This is a genomic window from Streptomyces sp. NPDC001513 (assembly GCF_042894695.1).
Lineage (GTDB): Bacteria > Actinomycetota > Actinomycetes > Streptomycetales > Streptomycetaceae > Streptomyces.
Genome location: NZ_JBIAVU010000023.1, coordinates 1 through 19,212, shown reverse-complemented (window position 1 = coordinate 19,212; position 19,212 = coordinate 1). Strand labels below are relative to the sequence as shown.

Annotated in this window: 19 protein-coding genes; 8 read left to right on the top strand and 11 right to left on the bottom strand. The window is 70.7% G+C overall.

What is annotated here, in order from left to right; all coding sequences use genetic code 11:
- Positions 1 to 91: 91 nt before the first annotated feature.
- Positions 92 to 1,273: an elongation factor Tu gene (gene tuf, locus ACFYZ4_RS37365; RefSeq protein WP_390786097.1), complete on the bottom strand. Its 1,182-nt coding sequence runs from the start codon at positions 1,271 to 1,273 to the stop codon at positions 92 to 94.
- A gap of 273 nt (positions 1,274 to 1,546) precedes the next feature.
- Positions 1,547 to 2,263, bottom strand: coding sequence for a DNA alkylation repair protein (locus ACFYZ4_RS37360; protein ID WP_390786096.1), 717 nt, complete (start codon positions 2,261 to 2,263; stop codon positions 1,547 to 1,549).
- A 49-nt stretch (positions 2,264 to 2,312) separates the two neighbouring features.
- On the opposite strand from ACFYZ4_RS37360, the gene ACFYZ4_RS37355 reads away from it, so the two are divergent.
- The 5 genes from ACFYZ4_RS37355 to lnt all read left to right on the top strand — a co-directional run bounded on the left by ACFYZ4_RS37355 (position 2,313) and on the right by lnt (position 6,429).
- Complete coding sequence (locus tag ACFYZ4_RS37355) at positions 2,313 to 3,041, top strand: VTT domain-containing protein (RefSeq protein WP_351303084.1); 729 nt, start codon at positions 2,313 to 2,315, stop codon at positions 3,039 to 3,041.
- A gap of 48 nt (positions 3,042 to 3,089) precedes the next feature.
- Entirely contained in the window at positions 3,090 to 3,968 is an 879-nt protein-coding gene (locus ACFYZ4_RS37350) for an undecaprenyl-diphosphate phosphatase (protein ID WP_351303086.1), read from the top strand.
- Positions 3,969 to 4,093: 125 nt separating this feature from the next.
- Positions 4,094 to 4,270, top strand: a complete 177-nt coding sequence (locus tag ACFYZ4_RS37345; protein ID WP_351303089.1) for a hypothetical protein — start codon at positions 4,094 to 4,096, stop codon at positions 4,268 to 4,270.
- A gap of 69 nt (positions 4,271 to 4,339) precedes the next feature.
- The gene (locus ACFYZ4_RS37340; protein ID WP_351303092.1) at positions 4,340 to 4,807 is read left to right on the top strand and encodes a nuclear transport factor 2 family protein; all 468 of its coding nucleotides are present in this window, start codon (positions 4,340 to 4,342) and stop codon (positions 4,805 to 4,807) included.
- Between the two features lie 44 nt (positions 4,808 to 4,851).
- Positions 4,852 to 6,429 (top strand): apolipoprotein N-acyltransferase, encoded by a 1,578-nt coding sequence (gene lnt, locus ACFYZ4_RS37335; RefSeq protein ID WP_390786095.1) that lies wholly within the window; start codon positions 4,852 to 4,854, stop codon positions 6,427 to 6,429.
- On the opposite strand, the gene ACFYZ4_RS37330 is transcribed toward lnt, so the two are convergent.
- Entirely contained in the window at positions 6,374 to 7,279 is a 906-nt protein-coding gene (locus tag ACFYZ4_RS37330; RefSeq protein WP_351303098.1) for a Gfo/Idh/MocA family oxidoreductase, read from the bottom strand. The genes lnt and ACFYZ4_RS37330 overlap by 56 nt on opposite strands.
- An 83-nt stretch (positions 7,280 to 7,362) precedes the next feature.
- Between ACFYZ4_RS37330 and ACFYZ4_RS37325 the strand changes: the two genes are divergently transcribed.
- Both ACFYZ4_RS37325 and ACFYZ4_RS37320 read left to right on the top strand, forming a co-directional pair.
- Positions 7,363 to 7,887, top strand: a complete 525-nt coding sequence (locus ACFYZ4_RS37325) for a DinB family protein (protein WP_351303101.1) — start codon at positions 7,363 to 7,365, stop codon at positions 7,885 to 7,887.
- A 106-nt stretch (positions 7,888 to 7,993) separates the two neighbouring features.
- On the top strand, positions 7,994 to 8,512 hold the full coding sequence (locus ACFYZ4_RS37320; RefSeq protein WP_351303104.1) for a hypothetical protein: 519 nt from the start codon (positions 7,994 to 7,996) through the stop codon (positions 8,510 to 8,512).
- A gap of 10 nt (positions 8,513 to 8,522) precedes the next feature.
- On the opposite strand, the gene ACFYZ4_RS37315 is transcribed toward ACFYZ4_RS37320, so the two are convergent.
- The 7 genes from ACFYZ4_RS37315 to ACFYZ4_RS37285 all read right to left on the bottom strand — a co-directional run bounded on the left by ACFYZ4_RS37315 (position 8,523) and on the right by ACFYZ4_RS37285 (position 14,663).
- On the bottom strand, positions 8,523 to 9,059 hold the full coding sequence (locus ACFYZ4_RS37315; protein WP_390786094.1) for a hypothetical protein: 537 nt from the start codon (positions 9,057 to 9,059) through the stop codon (positions 8,523 to 8,525).
- A gap of 96 nt (positions 9,060 to 9,155) precedes the next feature.
- The gene (locus ACFYZ4_RS37310; protein ID WP_351303116.1) at positions 9,156 to 9,824 is read right to left on the bottom strand and encodes a uracil-DNA glycosylase; all 669 of its coding nucleotides are present in this window, start codon (positions 9,822 to 9,824) and stop codon (positions 9,156 to 9,158) included.
- Positions 9,825 to 9,934: 110 nt separating this feature from the next.
- Positions 9,935 to 11,518, bottom strand: coding sequence for an ABC transporter substrate-binding protein (locus ACFYZ4_RS37305; RefSeq protein WP_390786093.1), 1,584 nt, complete (start codon positions 11,516 to 11,518; stop codon positions 9,935 to 9,937).
- Positions 11,519 to 11,670: 152 nt separating this feature from the next.
- A complete protein-coding gene (locus ACFYZ4_RS37300) occupies positions 11,671 to 12,432 on the bottom strand; it encodes an SDR family oxidoreductase (RefSeq protein ID WP_351304811.1) in 762 nt (253 codons plus the stop codon).
- A 34-nt stretch (positions 12,433 to 12,466) separates the two neighbouring features.
- On the bottom strand, positions 12,467 to 13,228 hold the full coding sequence (gene fabG / locus ACFYZ4_RS37295) for a 3-oxoacyl-ACP reductase FabG (protein WP_351304814.1): 762 nt from the start codon (positions 13,226 to 13,228) through the stop codon (positions 12,467 to 12,469).
- Between the two features lie 215 nt (positions 13,229 to 13,443).
- Positions 13,444 to 13,827, bottom strand: coding sequence for a DUF3037 domain-containing protein (locus ACFYZ4_RS37290; protein ID WP_351304375.1), 384 nt, complete (start codon positions 13,825 to 13,827; stop codon positions 13,444 to 13,446).
- Entirely contained in the window at positions 13,824 to 14,663 is an 840-nt protein-coding gene (locus ACFYZ4_RS37285) for a HipA family kinase (protein WP_351304372.1), read from the bottom strand. Before ACFYZ4_RS37285 ends, ACFYZ4_RS37290 begins: the two co-directional genes overlap by 4 nt.
- Before the next feature lie 3,715 nt (positions 14,664 to 18,378).
- Here ACFYZ4_RS37285 and ACFYZ4_RS37280 point away from each other — a divergent pair.
- A complete protein-coding gene (locus ACFYZ4_RS37280) occupies positions 18,379 to 18,825 on the top strand; it encodes a hypothetical protein (protein ID WP_390786092.1) in 447 nt (148 codons plus the stop codon).
- Between the two features lie 311 nt (positions 18,826 to 19,136).
- Here the strand turns inward: ACFYZ4_RS37280 and ACFYZ4_RS37275 are convergent.
- On the bottom strand, positions 19,137 to 19,212 hold a 76-nt coding region (locus ACFYZ4_RS37275; RefSeq protein WP_390786126.1), incomplete at its 5' end, for a galactose oxidase-like domain-containing protein.

Here is a 19,212-nt window from a genome sequence, read left to right as displayed (position 1 = left end):
CCTCTGCTTCGCGCTCGCCTGTGGTGACGGCAGTCTGCCGCAGCAGCTCCGCCGTCACCACAGAGGGTCGGTACGGTCCCGGCCGCCCGGGTCAGCCCAGGACGGCCGTGACCGTGCCCGCGCCGACCGTCCGCCCGCCCTCGCGGATCGCGAAGCCGAGCCCCGACTCCAGCGGGACGTCCCGCCCGAGCTCGACGGTCATGGTGACCGTCTGACCCGGCCGGGCCACGCCGGCCTCGCCCAGGTCCACGTCGCCGACCACGTCGGCGGTGCGGATGTAGAACTGCGGCCGGTAGCCGGTGGCGATCGCGGTCGTACGGCCGCCCTCGCGCCCGGAGAGCACGTACACCTGCGCGGTGAAGTGCCGCTTGGGCGTGACGCTGCCGGGCGCGGCCACCACGTGTCCGCGGCGCACGCCGTCGCGCGGGACGCCGCGCAGCAGCAGCGCGACGTTGTCCCCGGCCTCGGCGGACTCCATCGGCTTCCCGAAGGTCTCCAGCCCGGTGACGACCGTCTCGGCCGGCTCGCCGTCGCCGCCGAGGACCGCGACGCGGTCGCCGAGGCGGACGCTGCCGCGCTCGACGGCTCCGGTGACGACGGTCCCGCGGCCGGTGATGGTGAGCACGTTCTCCACGGGCAGCAGGAACGGCGCGTCCGTGTACCGCACCGGTGTCGGCACGTACGTGTCCACCGCGTCCAGCAGCGCCTCGATCGCCCCGGTCCACCGCGGGTCGCCCTCCAGCGCCCCGAGTCCGGAGACCCGTACGACCGGCGCGGCGTCCCCGCCGTAGCCGTGCGCGGTGAGCAGCTCGCGGACCTCCAGCTCGACCAGGTCGGTCAGCTCGGGGTCCCCGGCGTCGGCCTTGTTCAGGGCGACGACGATGTGGTCGACGCCGACCTGCCGGGCGAGGAGCACGTGCTCGGCCGTCTGTGGCATGACCCCGTCGAGGGCGGAGACGACGAGGATCGCCCCGTCGAGCTGCGCGGCCCCGGTGACCATGTTCTTGATGTAGTCCGCGTGACCGGGCATGTCCACGTGGGCGTAGTGCCGGGTGTCGGTCTCGTACTCGACGTGCGTGAGGTTGATGGTGATCCCGCGCCGGGCCTCCTCGGGGGCCCGGTCGATGCGGTCGAAGGGCACGAAGGAGGCGCCGCCGCGCTCGGCGAGGACCTTGGTGATGGCGGCGGTGAGGGTGGTCTTGCCGTGGTCGACGTGACCCATGGTGCCGATGTTGAGGTGCGGCTTGGTCCGCACGAAGGCCGTCTTGGCCATGATCGCTTGTCTCTTCCCGTTGCTCGAAGCGTGGACGGGACCCCTGAGCCGAGCCGACCCTCCCCCTGCGGGGTCCGCCGGACGATCCGGGAAGGGTCAGCTTCGTGCGCCGTCGAATGCGGCGAAGGCCTCTGCGGGAAAGGCGAATGCGGCAGCCTTCGGCGCGTCCGCGACTGCGGACGGCGCTGCGGGGAAGGCGAACCGGGACATGCCCCTGATCCTGCCGGACCGCCCCGGGCCCGTCGAATGATTTACGGGTGAACCGGCGGTCCCTCAGAGGTTCTTGAGCGCCTCACGCACGGACAGCGGGGACAGGGAGCCGCTTTCGAACGCGACGAAGGCGCGCACCGCGTCGGGGTCGGTCTTCGCGTACTCGCGCAGGGACCAGCCGATGGCCTTGCGCAGGAAGAAGTCCGGGTCACCGGCCCGGCGCCGGCAGTAGGCGAAGAGGCGCCCGGCATCGGTGGCGGACTTGTAGCGCAGCTGGTGCAGCAGGGCGGCGCGGGCGAGCCAGAGGTCCTCGTCCCCGATCCACTCGTCCATCACCCGCGCCCGCTCCGGGTCGGCGGCCACCAGCGGGCCGACCGCGTGCGCGGCCAGCAGGTCGACGGTGTCCCACCAGGGAACGGTGACGATCAGGTGCCGGAGCACCGGCAGGAAGCCGGAGGAGCACCGGGAGACGTGGCGGCGCAGGTAGTCCACCGCGAAGTAGTGGTACTCGCGCTCCGGGAGCCGCCAGCAGCGCAGCGCGAGCGCCGCGCAGTCCGCCTCGGACGGCTTGGGGGTGTCCAGGATCACGGCCTTCGACAGGTCCCGGCGCAGTGGTGTCGGGATGCCGAGGAAGGGCGCGACGTCCTTCATGTACGCGGCCATCGCCTCGGCCCGTACGGGGTCGGCGGCTGCCGCGTACGTCCCGGTCAGCCGCTCCAGCAGGGTGTCCGCGAGGGCACTGTCGGGAACCCTCGGGGGTCGTCGGCCGTTCGACGGCATGAGGTCCAGATTACGGCGCGACGCCGCATACGTCGGCTAGTCTCCCGGGATGTCCCTCCTCCTCGCGCCGTGGACCCGGCTGTCGCTGCTCGTCGTGCTGCTCGTGGCGGCCGGCGTGTGCGTGCTGCTGTTCGAGCCCCAGCGCCTGCTCTCGGAGGGCTGGCCCCCGGGCCTCCCGGTGGGTACGGCGGTCCTGCTGTTCGCAGCCGCGTACGGGGTGTGTGCGGCTGCTTTCGTACCGCGTCCCCTGCTGAACCTCGCCGCGGGAGCCGTCTTCGGCACCCAGTTCGGCCTCGTCGCCGCGGTCGGCGGCACCGTCCTGGGCGCCGGGATCGCCTTCGGCCTCGGCCGGATCATGGGCCAGGAGGCTTTGCGTCCGTATCTGCGCGGCCGCTGGCTGGAGGCGGCGGACGGGCAGCTCAGCCGGCACGGCTTCCGCTCGATGCTCGCCGTCCGGCTCTTCCCCGGAGTTCCCTTCGTGGTGGCCAACTACTGCGCGGCGGTGTCCCGCTGCGGCTGGGGCCCCTTCCTCCTCGCCACGGCGATCGGCGTCGTCCCGAACACCACCGCGTACGTGGTCGCGGGGGCCAGCGCATCCTCCCCCGGCTCGCCCGCCTTCCTCGTCTCCTTCGGCTTCATCGTGGTCTCGGTGGTGGGGGCCGGAGCCGTCGCCTGGCGCAAGCGGCACCGCCTGGCACCCCCGCGCACCCGGGAATCGTCGTACGAACTGACGCCCCAGCACCCCCCAGTGGTCAGCGGCACTTCGCACGGGCCCTAGCATCGGGGGCGAACTGCCCGACGATCACAAGGACGAGCGCACCCCGACATGAGCTGGTTCGAATCCCTAATCCTCGGTCTCGTCCAGGGGCTTACGGAGTTCCTCCCGATCTCCTCCAGCGCCCACCTGCGGCTGACCGCGGCGTTCGCCGGCTGGCACGACCCAGGAGCGGCCTTCACGGCCATCACCCAGATCGGCACCGAGGCCGCCGTGCTGATCTACTTCCGCAAGGACATCGCGCGGATCATCTCCACGTGGTTCCGCTCCCTGTACACGAAGGCCCTGCGCTCCGAACAGGACGCCAAGATGGGCTGGCTGGTGATCGTCGGCTCGATTCCGATCGGCGTCCTCGGTCTGGTCTTCAAGGACGCGATCGTGGGCCCGGCCCGCGACCTGCGGCTGACGGCGACCACCCTCATCGTGATGGGCATCGTGCTGGGCATCGCCGACCGGCTGGCCGCGCGCGACGAGGAGGGCGGCCGGCACCGCGCCATCCGCGAGCGCAAGACCCTCCAGCAGCTGGGTGTCAAGGACGGTCTGATCTTCGGTCTCTGCCAGGCGATGGCGCTGATCCCGGGCGTCTCCCGGTCCGGCGCGACGATCTCCGGCGGTCTGCTGCTGGGCTTCACCCGCGAGGCCGCGGCGCGCTACTCCTTCCTGCTGGCCATCCCGGCCGTGCTGGCCTCCGGCGCGTTCGAGATCAAGGACGTGATGGAGGAGCCGGGACACATCTCCTGGGGTCCGACGGTCTTCGCGACGGTCATCGCCTTCTTCGTGGGCTACGTCGTGATCGCGTGGTTCATGAAGTTCATTTCGACGAAGAGCTTCATGCCCTTCGTGATCTACCGGATCCTCCTGGGCATCCTGCTGTTCGCGCTGATCGGCGCGGACGTGCTGAGCCCGCACGCGGGTGAGTCCGGCTCCTAGCAGGACCCCGCTCCACCGCTTCGGGTGAACCGGAAGCCGCTCGGGAACGTTCCCGGGCGGCTTCCGCGTCGTTGTGCCTGAAGAGACCTGAAGAGACCGGAAGGCAAGCAAGCAGGGGGTGTCCCATGGGTCGAGTGGTACTGGAGCGTTTTCCGGCCGGAAGTCCGAGGGGGAGCTGGCCCGCCGAGGAGTACGCGGCGCAGCGGATGCAGGAGGGGGTGCCGGCCGAGGTGGTCATGGACCTGGACAGCGATGCGTTCCTCGTCGTCGTACGGCAGCGGGAGGCCCGTTCCGGTCACTGAGCGCCCGCGGGAAGATCCGGTCCGCGCATCCCCCTTGGCCTCGGGCACGCGCAGCCCCACACTGACCCGATGACTCAGCGTGTGGATCTCGCGACGGTAATGGACCGGCTGGCGATCGACGAGGTGGTCACGGGCTACGCGGTCGCCGTCGACGACGGCGACTGGGACGCCTACCGCGCCCTCTTCACGGCCTCCGGGCGGGCCGACTACAGCTCGGCGGGCGGGATCGAGGGGGCGGCGGGGGAGGTCGCGGACTGGCTCGCGGAGACCATGAAGCTCTTCCCCGTGCGGCAGCACCTGATCGTCAACCGGCTGGTCCGGCTGGAGGACCTGGGCGGCTCGCCCGGCGACAGCGCCGAGGTCCGGGCCGACTTCCTCAACCCGATGCGCCTGGCGGGTCCGGAGTTCGACGGTACGGTCACGGCGCCCAACTTCGTCGCCGCCGGACGCTACTCCTTCGCGCTGGCCCGCACCCGTGACGGCTGGCGGCTCACCCGCGTCACCGTGCACGAGACCTGGCGGCACATGTCCGCCTGAGCCTGCCCGGCCCTGCACTGCCAGACTGGAAGCGGAGGCGCGCCATGGTCGCGATGCGGAACGATCGGATGCCCCGGTGGCGCGTGCCCGCCGCGGTCGCCGCCGGAGCGCTGCCCGCCCTCGCCTTCCCCGCCCCCGCGCTCTGGTGGTTCGCCTACGTCGCCCTCGCGCCCTGGATGCTGCTGCTGAGGTCGGCCCCCACCGGGCGGCGGGCGGCCCTGGAGGGCTGGCTCGGCGGCGCGGGGTTCATCGTGGCCGTCCACCACTGGCTGCTGCCCAGCCTGCACGTCTTCCTGGTGCCGGTGGCCGCACTGCTGGGGCTGCTGTGGATCCCCTGGGGCCTCCTGGTGCGGGAGTTGCTCGGCGGGGTGCCGTCGGCGGGCCGGGCGCTGTCCGCGCTGGTCCTCGTACCGGCGGGCTGGCTGCTGTCGGAGCTGGTCCGGTCCTGGCAGGGGCTGGGCGGGCCGTGGGGGCTGCTGGGGGCGAGCCAGTGGCAGGTGCCGCCCGCGCTGCGGCTGGCCTCCGTGGGCGGGGTGTGGCTGGTCAGCCTGCTCGTGGTGGCGGTGAACTGCGCCGTGGTGCTGCTGGTCGCGGTGCCGGGGGCGCGGATCCCGGCGGTGGCGGGGATGACGGGGTGCGCGGTGCTGACCGCGGTGGTGTGGGTGTGGGCGACGGTGCCCGCGGAGTCCGGCCGGCTGCGCGTGGCCGTCGTACAGCCGGGTCCGGTGCCGGACGGTCCGGACAGCGCGGAGCGGCGGTTCGCGATCGGAGAGCGGCTGACGCAGCCGCTGGCCGGGCAGCGGGTCGACCTCGTGGTGTGGGGCGAGAGCAGCGTCGGCGAGGACCTGACGGCCCGCCCGGACCTGGCCCGGCGGCTGGCCTCGCTGTCGGCGGAGGTCGGGGCTCCGCTGCTGGTGAACGTGGACGCGCGGCAGGCGGACCGCCCGGGGATCCGCAAGAGCGCCGTCCTGGTCGGTCCCGGGGGCCCCACCGGCGACCGGTACGACAAGATGCGGCTCGTCCCGTTCGGGGAGTACGTACCGGCCCGGGCGCTGCTCGGCTGGGCCACCTCGGTCGGCAAGGCGGCCGGCGAGGACCGGGTGGCCGGCACGGCCCCCGTGGTCATGGACCTGCCCGCCCGGCCTGACGGGGCCGGCAGCGCACCCGCCGGCGTCCGCCTCGGCCCCCTGGTCTGCTTCGAGTCGGCCTTCCCCGACATGAGCCGGCACCTGACCCGGGGCGGGGCCTCGGTGCTCGTCGCCCAGTCGGCGACCTCCACCTTCCAGGAGAGCTGGGCCCCGGCCCAGCACGCCTCGCTGGCGGCCCTGCGCGCGGCCGAGAACGGCCGCCCGATGGTGCACGCCACCCTCACGGGCATCAGCGTCGTGCACGGCCCGTCCGGCGAGCGGATCGGCGCGGCCCTGCCGACCTCCGCGAGCGCGGCGGCGGTGTACGAGGTCCCGCTCGCCCGGGGCACGACCCTCTACGGGCGCTTCGGGGACTGGCCGGTGGGGGCCGCCCTCGCCGCGCTCGCGGTGTACTGCGCGGTGGCGGGCGTCCGTTCGCTCAGGAAGCCTGCTCCAGAGCCGACTTCACCACCTGCTCGCACAGCCGGTGGGTGAGCAGCGCGTCCCGGGCGCTGAGGGTCCTGCCCGTCTCGACGGCCTCCAGGAAGTGGTCCACGACCTGCTCGATGCCGCGCTGACGGGCCACGGACACCCAGTCCCCGCGGCGCCGGACGGTCGGCTGCCCCTTGTGGTCGATGACCTCGGCGAGGTTGACGACCTGCCGCTTGGTGTCCCGGCCGGAGACCTCCAGGATCTCCTCGGTGGATCCGGACAGCCGGTTCATGATGCCGAGCGCGGTGAAGCCGTCGCCGGACAGCTGGAGCACCACCTGGTGCATCAGCCCCTCGCGCACCACGGCCCGGACGTCGACGTGCTCGGCCTCGCCGGGCAGCAGGAAGCGCAGGGTGTCGACGACGTGGATGAAATCGTCGAGGACCAGGGTGCGCGGGTCCTCGGGCAGCCCGACCCGGTTCTTCTGCATGATGATGAGCTCGCGCGGGTGGTCGGCGCACTGCGCGTAGCCGGGCGCGTGGCGGCGGTTGAAGCCGACGGCGAGCGAGACCCGGCGTTCCTCGGCCAGTTCCACCAGCCGCACCGAGTCCGGCAGCTCGTAGGCGAGCGGCTTGTCCACGTACGTCGGCACGCCGGCACGCAGGAGCCGCGTGACGATCTCCGGGTGGGCGGCAGTCGAGGCGTGCACGAAGGCCGCGTCGAGCCCCTCGGCGAGCAGGTCGTCGAGATCGGTGTGCCGGCGCGCGGCGGGGACGTGGTGGATCGCGCCGACCTGCTCGAGGGTGGCGGGAGTACGGGTCTGCAGGTGCAGCTCGATCCCGGGGCGGGTGGTGAGGACGGGGAGGTACGCCTTCTGCGCGATGTCGCCGAGTCCGATGCAACCGACCTTCACCGGGGAACCTCCAGGTTGATCCTTGTGGGACTTCCGCAGCTTAATCCCTGGTGGCAGGGGCCCCGTTCACCGAGGATGACCACATGACCACCAGTTCCGGATCACATCGCACCGAGCCCGCGACCACCGCCGACGAGCGGGACATGCTCGACGGCTGGCTCGACTACCACCGCGCGACCCTCGCCTGGAAGTGCGAGGGGCTCCAGGACGAGCAGCTGCGCCGCGCCCCGCTCGCGCCCTCGGAGTTGAGCCTCCTGGGCCTCGTACGGCACATGGCGGAGGTGGAACGGTACTGGTTCCGGGAGATCATGCTCGGCGAGGACCTTCCCGAGCTGTACTGCACCGACGAGGACCCGGACGGCGACTTCCACTTCGCCGAGGACGCCACCTGGGCCGAGAACGAGCAGGTGTGGCAGACCGAGGTCGAACTGGCCCGCCAGGCCGCCTCGGGCCGTTCCCTGGACCTGGTGTCGAAGGCGGAGAGCCACCACCGCGGCGAGATCTTCAGCCTGCGCTGGGTCTACACCCACATGATCGAGGAGTACGCGCGCCACAACGGCCACGCGGACCTGCTGCGCGAGCAGATAGACGGCGCCACGGGCGACTAGGCCGGATCCGGCGGATCCGCCGGACACCCGCTCCCCGTCACCCGTGCGGGGTGAATATCCGCTCAGGGTTTTCGCAACGGGGTCCTCGCACAGCAGAGTTGCGCGGGTGCATCCAACCCGAACCACGACAACCCTGCTGCTCGGAGTCGCCTGTGCCGTCTCGGCCGTCTCCGGTTGTGTGAACGTGAGCCCCGGTCCCGTGCAGCCGGCGGCGGTCCCCGCCACCGGCGGGCTCCCCCGTCACGAGCCGCGCGGCGGGCCCGGGGCCGCCCCCGTGGTCGTCCAGGCGCCCGCCCTGGAGGCGCTGAAGGCGGTCCCGGAGCAGCCCGCGCACCCGGTGGCCCCCGCGCCCGCCCGGAGGTCCGCCCAGCGCCCCTCCGGGGGGCCCGCGCCGGACGTGCCGCCGGTCCCGGACATCCCGGAGCCGCCGAAGCCGGCCGGGCCCGCGTCCGGGCGTCCGGGCGGGCGCCCGCACCCTTCCCGGCCCGATGCCGACGTGGAGCGCGAGCTGGTGCGGAAGCTGCCGGTGCGCCCGGCCGACGTGTGCGCCCTGGGCCGCCGACACGGCCGCTGGCACCCGGACAGCCCGGAGGCCCGCATTTGCGCGGGCGTCCACGACGGCTGACCGCCGGGCGCTACGGAGACTGCTCGGGGAAGGGACGGGGCCCGGCGCCCGGTTCCGTGGCCAGGCGCCGCTCCAGCCGCGCGATGGCCTCGCGCACGCCGTTCCCGTACCCGTCGTCGGGGAGTGCCCCGGTGGCCGCGCGGGCCCGGGTCAGGTGGACCCGGGCGGCCTCGGGCCGCTGCAGCTTCAGGTAGTCGGCGGCCAGGCTGAGGTGCAGGGACGGGTAGAACACGCGCATCGCGAGATGCGGTTCCCGCGGTGCGCTCCCCCCGTCCCGGGGCCCGGTGGCGGGCGGGTCGCGCAGGGCTTCGGCCGCGGTCAGGGCCCGCAGGTCCCAGGCCAGTTCGTCGGCGGGATCGTCCTGGGCGTCGGCCATGTAGTGGGCGAGGGTGCAGCGGTGGAGGTCGTCCCCCTCCTCACCGATCTCCGACCAGATCGCGCCGAGCCGGTTGCGGGCCTCCTCGCGGTCCCCGGCGTGCAGCAGGATGACCGCCTGGCCGATCCTGGTCATGACGGCGTCCTCCGACGCCTCCTGCTGCTCCGTCACCGCGGCCTCCGGCTCGCTCCGCCAGACCTGCTCCGGGTCTGATCATCAAGAAGCTAGCCGGAGGCACCGGCATTGGCGCCGAGGCGCGGTGGGGCGTCAGCCGAGGTCCGGGATCCGCCAGTCGATCGGCTCATGGCCCTGGGCGGCGATGGCCTCGTTGATCTGGGTGAAGGGCCGGGACCCGAAGAACTTCTTGGCCGACAGCGGGGAGGGGTGGGCCCCCTTGACCACGACGTGCCGCTCCTCGTCGATCAGCGGGATCTTCTTCTGGGCGTAGGCGCCCCAGAGGACGAAGACGGCGGGGTCGGGCCGCTCGGACACCGCGCGGATCACGGCGTCGGTGAACTTCTCCCAGCCCTTGCCCTTGTGCGAGTTGGGCTCGGCCTCGCGGACGGTGAGCACCGCGTTGAGCAGGAGGACGCCCTGCTGGGCCCACGGCATCAGGTACCCGTTGTCCGGGACGGGCAGGCCGAGCTCCTCCTTCATCTCCTTGTAGATGTTGCGCAGCGAGGGCGGGGTCTTGACGCCGGGCTGCACGGAGAAGCACAGGCCGTGCCCCTGGCCGGCGCCGTGGTAGGGGTCCTGGCCCAGGACCAGCACCTTGACCTGGTCGAAGGGGGTGGCCTCCAGGGCCGCGAACACCTGCTCGCGGGGCGGGTAGACCGGCCCGTTCGCCCGTTCCTTCTCGACGAACTCGGTGAGTTCCTTGAAGTAGGGCTGGTCCAGCTCCCCGCCGAGGACGGGGAGCCAGGACTCGGGCAGCATCTGGGTCACGGCGACAACCTCCGGTACAAGTTCGTGCAACTGCTCCAGAACCTACCGGTGGCCACTGACAACGCGTCGGCCGCCCGGGGCGGATGCCCCGGGCGGGGCCGCTACCAGCTGGTCTTGCGGTACAGCTCCCACATCTGCATGGCGGTCTGCGGGTCCAGCGCCCGCTCGCCGCCCGCGATGTCCTCCTGCGCGGCGACGTACAGCTTGCCCTGCCACAGGGGCAGCAGCCGGACGTCCTCGGCGAAGATCTGCTGTGCCTTCTCGAACTGCTGGACCCCGGCGGAGCGGTCGCCGTCGCGGCGGGACTTGGGCAGCAGGTCGGTGAGGATCTCGGTGGGCTCGTACGGGGTGCCGACCGCGTTCTCCTTGCCGACGAACGGCGCGATGAAGTTGTCCGGGTCCGGGAAGTCGGGGAACCAGCCACGGCCGAAGACCGGGTACTCCTGGCCCTTGTAGCCCTCCTGGAAGGTCTTCCAGGGCTGGCTGCGCAGGGTGATCCGGAAGAGTCCGCTCTCGTCCAGCTGGCGCTTGAGCTCGGTGAACTCCTCGGCGGTGGAGGAGCCGTACCGGTCGGTGGTGTACCAGAAGGTCAGGTCGACCGGGGTGGCCACCCCGGCGTCCTTGAGGATCTTCTTGGCCTTGGTGACGTCGGCGGGGCCGTACTTGTCGTAGTAGGGCGTCTTGTGGCCGACGACTCCCTTGGGGACCATCGAGTACAGCGGCTCCGCGGTGCCCTGGTAGACCTTGGAGACGAGGGTGCCGCGGTCGACGGTCTGGGCGATGGCCTGGCGGACCGCCGGCTTGGCGACGGCGGGGTCCTTGGGGTTGAAGACCAGGTAGCGGATCTCGGCGCCGACGTTCTCGACGACCTGGACGCCCTGCGCGTGCGCGGCGGGGCTCTGCAGGTCCGTGATCTCCGTGGCCGACAGGCCTCGGTAGGTGGCGTCGATCTCCTTGGCCTTCAGGGCCGCGACCATCTTCTGGGAGTCCTGGAAATAGCGGATGGTCACCGCCTTGTTACGGCGGTTGGCGAAGCCCGTGTAGGTCGCGTTGTTGCCGAGGACGGCCTCGCTGCCCTCCTTGTACGAGTCGAGCACGTACGGGCCGGAGCCGGTGATCTTGCCGTCCTGGCGCACCTTGTCGGCGGGGTAGTCCTTGGGCGCGACCAGCGAGGCGGCGGGCGAGCCGAGGACGTACGGGAAGGTGGCGTCCGAGGTGTTCAGGTGGAAGACGACCGTCAGGGCGTCCGGGGTCTCGATCTTGTCGAGACTGCCGAAGAGGTCCTTCGGACCGACCTTGGAGCCGATCGTCTTGATCCGGTCGAGGGAGTACTTGACCGCCTTGGCGTCGAGCGGCTCGCCGTTGGAGAACTTCAGGCCCTTGCGCAGGGTGCACCGGTAGGCCTGGCTCGCCCCGTCCGTGAACTCACAGTTCTGGGCGGCGTCGGGCTGGGGCTTGGTGGAGCCCGTGGGGAACGCCAGCAGGGTCTGGTAGACGTTCCGGTACAGCTCCCAGGAGCCGTCCCACGCCGCGGCGGGATCGAGGGTGCTCGGGGCGCTCGTGGTGCCGACGACGATCTTCTTGACGTCGCCGTCGTTGTCCTCCGACAGCAGGCCGCATCCGGCGAGCAGGGATATGGACGCAAGGGCCGCAGTGATCTGCAGGCATCTGGTCCGGTTGAACACGTGCACGCTCCTCGATCAGCCAGGGGTGCGGCAGACCCTACCGCAGTGCCCCACGAATCCAATGGGGTGGTTTCGTGGGGCACTTGACCGGTTACGTGCATATTCAGTACGCATTTACCTCCCTTTCGGAGGCAAATGTGTCCGACTATCGGTCAGTGCACACCAGCATTGAGGAACATCCCACCATCGACGACCAGAGTTTGGCCCGTGATCCATTCCGCTTGTGCAGATGTAAGAAACGCCGCGGCGCCTCCGATGTCCTCCGGGAGCCCCAGCCGGCCGAGCGGATAGGCCGCCGCGGCCTCCTGCTCCCGGCCCTCGTAGAGCGCCTGCGCGAACTTGGTCTTGACCACCGCGGGGGCGATCGCGTTGACCCGGACACCCGGTGCCATCTCGTGGGCGAGCTGGAGGGTCAGGTTGACCATGGCGGCCTTGCTCATCCCGTACGCCCCGATGAAGGGCGAGGCGGAGACGCCGGCGATGGAGGCGATGTTCACGATCGCTCCGCCGTTGTCCTTCTGCCAGGCGTGCCAGGTCCGCTGGGCGAAGCCGAGCGCCGAGATCACATTGGTCTCGAAGACCTTGCGCGCGACCCCGAGGTCCAGGTCCGCGATCGGCCCGAAGACCGGATTGGTGCCCGCGTTGTTCACCAGGAAGTCGACGCGGCCGAAGGCCTCCATCGCGCGCTCGACGGCGACGGCCTGGTGGGCCTCGTCGTGCGCCTTGCCGGCGACCCCGATCACCCGGTCCGCGCCGAGCCGCTCGACGGCCTCCTTGAGTGCGTCCTCGTTGCGTCCGGTGATGCAGACCCGGTCGCCGCGGGCGACCAGCGCCTCGGCGATGCCGTAGCCGATGCCCCGGCTCGCCCCGGTGATCAGCGCGACCTTGCCGCTGTCGATACCGTCGTACGTCATGACGTGCGCCTGCCTCTCGTGATCTCTTCGCTCGTCAGTTGAGCGGGCCGCCGGCCACGTACATGACCTGGCCGGAGACGAAGCCCGCGGCCTCGCCCGTGAAGAAGGCGATGGCGTTGGCGATGTCGTCCGGGCGGCCGACGCGCTGGACGGGGATCTGGGTGGCGGCCGCGGCCTGGAAGTCCTCGAAGCCCATGCCGACGCGGGCGGCCGTCTGGGCGGTCATCTCGGTGACGATGAAGCCGGGGGCGACGGCGTTGGCGGTGACGCCGAACTTGCCGAGCTCGATGGCCAGGGTCTTGGTGAAGCCCTGCAGACCGGCCTTGGCGGCGGAGTAGTTGACCTGGCCGCGGTTGCCGAGCGCCGAGCTGCTGGAGAGGTTCACGATGCGGCCGAACTTGGCCTCCACCATGTGCTTCTGACAGGCCTTCGACATCAGGAAGGCACCGCGCAGGTGCACGTTCATGACGGTGTCCCAGTCGGTCTCGCTCATCTTGAAGAGCAGGTTGTCGCGCAGCACACCGGCGTTGTTGACCAGGATGGTCGGGGCGCCGAGCTCGCTCGCGACGCGCGCGACGGCGGCCTCCACCTGCGCGGCGTCGGAGACGTCGCAGCCGACCGCCAGGGCCTTGCCGCCGGCCGCCGTGATCGCCTCCACGGTGTCCTTGCAGGCCGCCTCGTCGAGGTCGAGTACGGCGACGGCACGGCCCTCGGCGGCCAGGCGTACGGCGGTGGCCGCGCCGATGCCCCGGGCCGCCCCGGTCACGATCGCGACGCGCTGCTCGGTGGTGGACATGCTGGATCTCCTCGCCCTTGAGAGACGGCCGCCCAGAGGTGAGCAACCGCTTAGTAGCTTCAGCTGAGGAGACGCTAGGAGCCCTGGCACCCGGTGTCAACGGCGACGCTTCCAGCCCGCCGCCCACAATCAGCCCCGCCGGCGTTTGAGGCGCGGGGGCTCGGGGGCGGAGCCCCCGCAACGGAGCCGCACCGGTCCACGGACGGGACCCGAGGTCAGCGGACCAGCAGGTCCAGCAACCGCTCCACCTCGGCGGCGGGATCGGCCGTAAGGCCGGTGTGCACCGGCCCCGGCTGCACCACCGTGCTCCGCGGGGCGATCAGCCACCGGAACCGCCGCCCGGCATCGTCACCGGCCGCCTGCCCGGCGGACTCCCCACCCGCGCACACGCCCTCGACCCCGTGCAACGCGGCCCGCACCCCGGCCACGTCCGCCCTCGGGTCCAGCGCGAGGAGCTTCGCCTCGTCGAGGTGGGTGCGCGCGGCGACGTACGCGTGCGCCCGGCAGTAGACGATCACGCCGGCGTTGAAGCACTCGCCCCGTTCCATCCGGGGCACCACACGCACCAGCGCGTACTCGAACACGTCCCGCTTGGTCACTCGTCGTCGCTCTTCTTCTTGTGGGGCAGGGGGGCGAGGCGTTCGGCCAGCCAGCCCGGCGGACCGGACCGCTGCCTGACCTCGGCCTCCATGGTGATCCTCTCGTGGATCGTGGCCGCGCGCGGCAGCAACGCCTCCACGTAGGCGCGGCGCAGCGCGTCGGTGGAGTCGAAGCCCGGCTCGTCGACGAGCCACTCGTCGGGGACGTCGGCCGCGACCTCCGTCAGCAGCTCCTCGGTCACGAGCGGCGCGAGGGCGGCGGCCGCCGCCTCGATGTCCGGGCCCACGGGGGCCAGTACGTGGTCGGAGGCGTTGTAGGGCTTGGCGGCCGCGGCCCCGGCGGTGGGCCAGTTGTGGTGCCAGATCATGGTGGCGCCGTGGTCGATGAGCCAGAGGTCCCCGTGCCAGACCAGCATGTTCGGGTTGCGCCAGGACCGGTCGACGTTGTTGATGAGGGCGTCGAACCAGACCACGCGCCCCGCCTCGACCGGGTCCACCTGGTAGGCGAGCGGGTCGAAGCCGATCGAGCCGGGCAGGTAGTCCATGCCGAGGTTGAGTCCGCCGCTGGCCTTGAGCAGCTCCTGGACCTCCTGGTCGGGCTCGCCGAGCCCGATGACGGGGTCGAGCTGCATCTGGACCAGCCGCGGGACGCGCAGTCCCAGCCGCTGGGCCAGGCGACCGCAGATGACCTCGGCGACCAGGGTCTTGCGGCCCTGGCCGGCTCCGGTGAATTTCATGACGTAGGTACCGAGGTCGTCGGCCTCGACGATTCCCGGGAGCGAGCCGCCCTCACGCAGGGGCGTGACATAGCGGGTCGCCATGACTTCTGTCAACATCTTCCAAGGCTACACGGCCTACAAGTCTGCACATCCAAGGCGTTGTTAGGGAATGACACACCTTCCCGGGTCCCGATCAGCCAAACCGGGGGGGGCGGGCGACTCGAACACCGGGTTGACGCTCCGCCCCTTCCGTCATCGCCAACAGTCCTCAGTAGGCCCCGACCGGCCAGGAGTCCCGGGAGTTCCAAGGGATCGGCACCATGTGCATTCGTGGAGGCCGCTCGCCGAGCCCGCCGGAGGAGGCAGGGGCAGGGGCAGGGAGAAACCAGACCTGTATTCGTCCTGAAGTACTGGCATCGAGCTCATCCCCGTGCGGGGCGGGGTCCTTTCGCCGGCCGCGCCTGCTTCAGCCAGGCGCCGGATCGCTCGCATCAGCGCCGCCCGCACCGTGCACGCCACCCGTTGCGCCGCCGCCCATGGATCACAAGCTGCCGGGTCACCACGGGGTGGCATCCTCACACACCCCTTCTCGCGGAGTGTGTCCAGATGATCCGGAAGGCCCGGTCCATGCCACGAGATTTCCCCATCCGCAATGACAGGCCGATGATAATTCTTTCAATTCAGACACATCTCGACTTTCTCTCGGCGGCCAGGACAAAGTGCCCAACTCGCTTGGCGGCGAGAGAGCAGCGATGCGTGAATTGCCGGGGTTTTCACCCGCCCGCCGATGTGTAAATTGCCGGGGTTTCCACCCCGCTCCGGCGATGTACGAATTGCCGGGGTTTTTCAGTGATATCAGCCGCCCTTTCCGCCGAGTGCGCTTGATCAGGAAAGCGGGCCGAGCGACCTGCCGGCGTGTGACATTGGATCGCGTTCCGACCCGACCCGACCGAGCCCTACGGGTCACGGTTCGCGAGGGCAATGCAGCGGGGGCAGAGCCTCACGCCCGGGGTGCCGGCAGCACACGCCTCGCCGGAACCCGGGGCGCGACGAAGGCCGAGCCGACGCGACCACCCTTCGTCAGAACTGCAGTCGTTCAGCGGGTGGAGCCGGCCACCGGCAAGGAGGCGTCGAGCCGTAGGAAGGGTGGCCGACATGGCTCAGGAACGACCCGGATACGCAGACACCGACAGGCCCCTCCCCCGGCCATACCGGCACTGCGGCTTCCCGACGAGACAGCCGGGTGGAGTCCACGTGCAGGGACAGAACCTGCTTGAAGCGTCGTTGGCGCCTCAGCTCAAGGGTGTCCACGCCCCAGAGGCGGCCGATCCCGGAGGAGTTCAACGAGGTGAAAACTGTGCCCAGTGCGGTGGAAATCAGCACGATCCACAGGAGGATGCCTCCCACGACTAGTCCTTTCGAAGGTTGAGGTAGCAAGGAACGCCTGGACTGGAGCCCCAGCGATCGATCGGCATAACGCAGAGGCATATGCCTGGTTGCGCCCTGTCCTTCGATTGCAGCCATGCGCAGCAATCCGCCGGCCTTGGCATCTCGATCTATTTACCGATGATCGGTCGACTGCCATGAGCGGCCGGACGAGGGCCGCAGCCGACCCTCCGGGCTCCAAGTCGATGGACCGCTCCGCCGGGTGGGGCTCGGCGCGTGGCAAGACAGTCGTATGGACGTGCACGCGTTGCCGTCAAGCGCCCCGGCAGAGGGGCGGACGGGGTGTCATGGGTCGCGGGCGCGGCGCGGCGTGGCGGGGCGGCTGGAATAACGTTCCAGCTGTCCGCCCGGCCTGTCCGTCGAACCGATAGGACAGACCCACCATTTACTCATCGGCCACCATCACCCGGATGGCGCATACCCTGACCAACATCGACAGCGTTTATGGAATATGACAACAGCAAAGCCCCCCGTCTTCTTCCGTAGGACTGCGGAAGAAGACGGACAGGGAGGAAGTTTTCACTCCGGTGCGATCCGGATCGGTAAGTGGCTTTTCATTCCGGGCTCAGCCGACTGTGGCGCCACCCGGAACGCAACGCTGGAACACGAAAGTCTGGAAATCGATCTAAGCTACTCGTCCTCGATCTTTGAGGACTTCCTCCATACGATGAGCGTGATCCAAGTCGACTTCGGCAGGCGGTTGGGGAACACGGCAGCGTCCGCAACGGCTGCCGGCGAGTGCTCGGGTGGCAGCTCCCGTGCATGAGCCGTACGGGTACCCGGACATCCACGGCGTCCGCCCCCTGCAGGAGACCTCGGCCTTCTGGGGCCGGCCGGAGCACGTACAACACCCCTCTCCTGGGCAACCGCCCGGCGGGCCGGGCGAGGCGCATCGGCCATGGGATCCGACCGAGGAACTCGCCGGCCTTCTCCAGGAGAACGCCGTACCTGGGCACCGGGAGCCCCTCACCCGAGGCAGCTTCGACGGCACCGGTGACACGGCCGACACCATCGGCCTCGTCGCAGGGCTGAAGCCCACCCCTCCCAGGCGTCCGCCCGCGCAAGCCTCCAGAGGGCACCGCCGGAACCTGCCGAAATCGCCAGTCGTGACCCTGATCCAAACGGGCAGTGTGTTCACCGCCGCGCTGGTCGGCGCCATCGCGGCTGTGGTGAGCATCCTCAGTGGCTTGGCCATCTGCGACACCCTGCGCCACAGCGCCGGACCCCACACGGCCCGCGAGGTGGTCAGCTGGTGGCCCCTGCTGATCTACGGCCCCTGGATGGTCGCCTCCCTGTCCATCCTTAGATCGGCCTTGCACCAGCGCCGCGCGCTCCATTCCTGGTCCATCGTCTTGCTGTTCTCCACCCTGGCCACACTTCTGTGCGTGGCCCAGGCACCCAGAACGATCGCCGCCGGGGCGGCGTCTGCTCTTCCCGCAGTCGCGGCACTGTCCTGCTTCCAACAGCTGGTCCGCCAGATCACGCTCACGCGGCCGCCTCGCCAGGCCGCTCCGCGGCACCGAAACCCGGCAGCCTCTGTGTCCGTTCCGCTCAGGCAGACGGCCGCGGCCCGACGTGACCCGGGCAGTGCCCCTCCCCGCTTCCCCGTGGCAGACAGCAGGGAAGCCGGCTCCGGCTCTCCGTCCCGCAGTCCCGGATTCGGGTACGGCGCATGACGGTCGTACGCGTGCGACAGTGCCACGTGCGCAAGTCGGCGCAACGGCTCTCGCCTCGGGCGATGAGGCCATCGGAACGACGCTCGATCCTCCACGGGGGCTGCGAGTACAGCCGTCCGACAGCCTTGCCGTCGGCCAGAGCGATTCGCCGCCCAAGCACGGGAGGGGGAATCCCGGGTGAGCGTCCCAGCGGGAACGGCGCTGTCGGACGACGGCGCAAGAGGGCCGAGCAACCCATGGGCGGCGACCGCGAAGGACAAAGGCGGTAGCAGCAGCCGCTAACTCCTCCCTGGCCAACCCGGTCCTTCCTACACGTCAAAGGGGTGCTCGCCTGCACCTTTGAAACGAAGATCCAAACCGATAGTCACGGGCCGTGCACAGACTCAGCCCGACGGTCTACCCACTCTTGCCCCCCTCGCAAGCCGAGCCCGGGCCGTCCACCGCGATGCGACCTTGTCCGCACCCCCGCAGCCCCTGTGCGTCCAGTCACTGCGGCACACCGAGCCACGTGCCGTAGGGAACGGCCATGCCCAACGGGGGCGGCGGAGTCGGCATCTGCGGCCGGCCTGCTCCTCGGACGATCAGCGCTGCGGCGGCCACGGGATGCGTGCGCAGGGCCGGCGCGCCGGGTAGAGGACCGCGCCCCGCTGAACGGAATACACAACGCGCTCCGGCGCCTCAACTCCAGAACCACAGGAGAGGTCAGCAATATGTACGAATTGACCTACACGGAACGAATCCAGTACAAGCGGCGCCAGGACACCGCCTACCAGGCCGGCGAAGATGCCGTGACCAACCTTCAGGCCGCGCTCGCGCTCGCAAACCTGACGCTTCCCTCCCTGACCAACGACGGGCCGGTGGCCGGCCACGGCTTCGTCCGGCTCGGCGGGTGCAACGCGGCCTTCGCCAACCGGCTCGCCGAAGTCATTGCCGCAGGTGCCGACGCCCTGCGGTACCAACGGAAAGCCGGCAAGGCGGAACGGCCTCGGGAAGGCCTGAAGCAACAGCGCACCGGCTACGGCGTCGAAGTCGACGGCTACCGGATCCTGCGCGCCGAAGCCCCGGCCGCACCGGACCACGTCGCCACATTCCTCCTGGCCCTGCGCGACACCGGGCATCCAGCCGGCGTGGACCGAAGGCCGACGCGGTCCCACTGAGACCCTGCGAGCTGACGGGCCGCGGCCAAGACGTCGAAGGCAGCGAAGCAGGCCGCCACCCGGCGGCGAGGCCGGCGGCCGCGCGCCCGCGGCGCCTCGAACGACAAGCGGCTCGCTTCGGTGTCCCGGACGACCAGTTCGCCATCGAGGACGGGGCGTTTCGTTTCCGCCGGTGTCTTGCACCCTGTCGGCGGGCAGGCCCAGTTCACCGACGGTCTCGACGAGTTCGGCGGCGGCCGGTCCGACGCGATCCTCGCGCCGCACGCGAGTCCGGGGATCCAGGACCGGGCCATCGCTCCCGTTCGTTTCGTTCAGCGCAGGGACACCCATTTGGCCGCGCTCGGTACCCCCTTCTCGTCCAGCAGGAAGAGCATGTAGTGGCCGGGC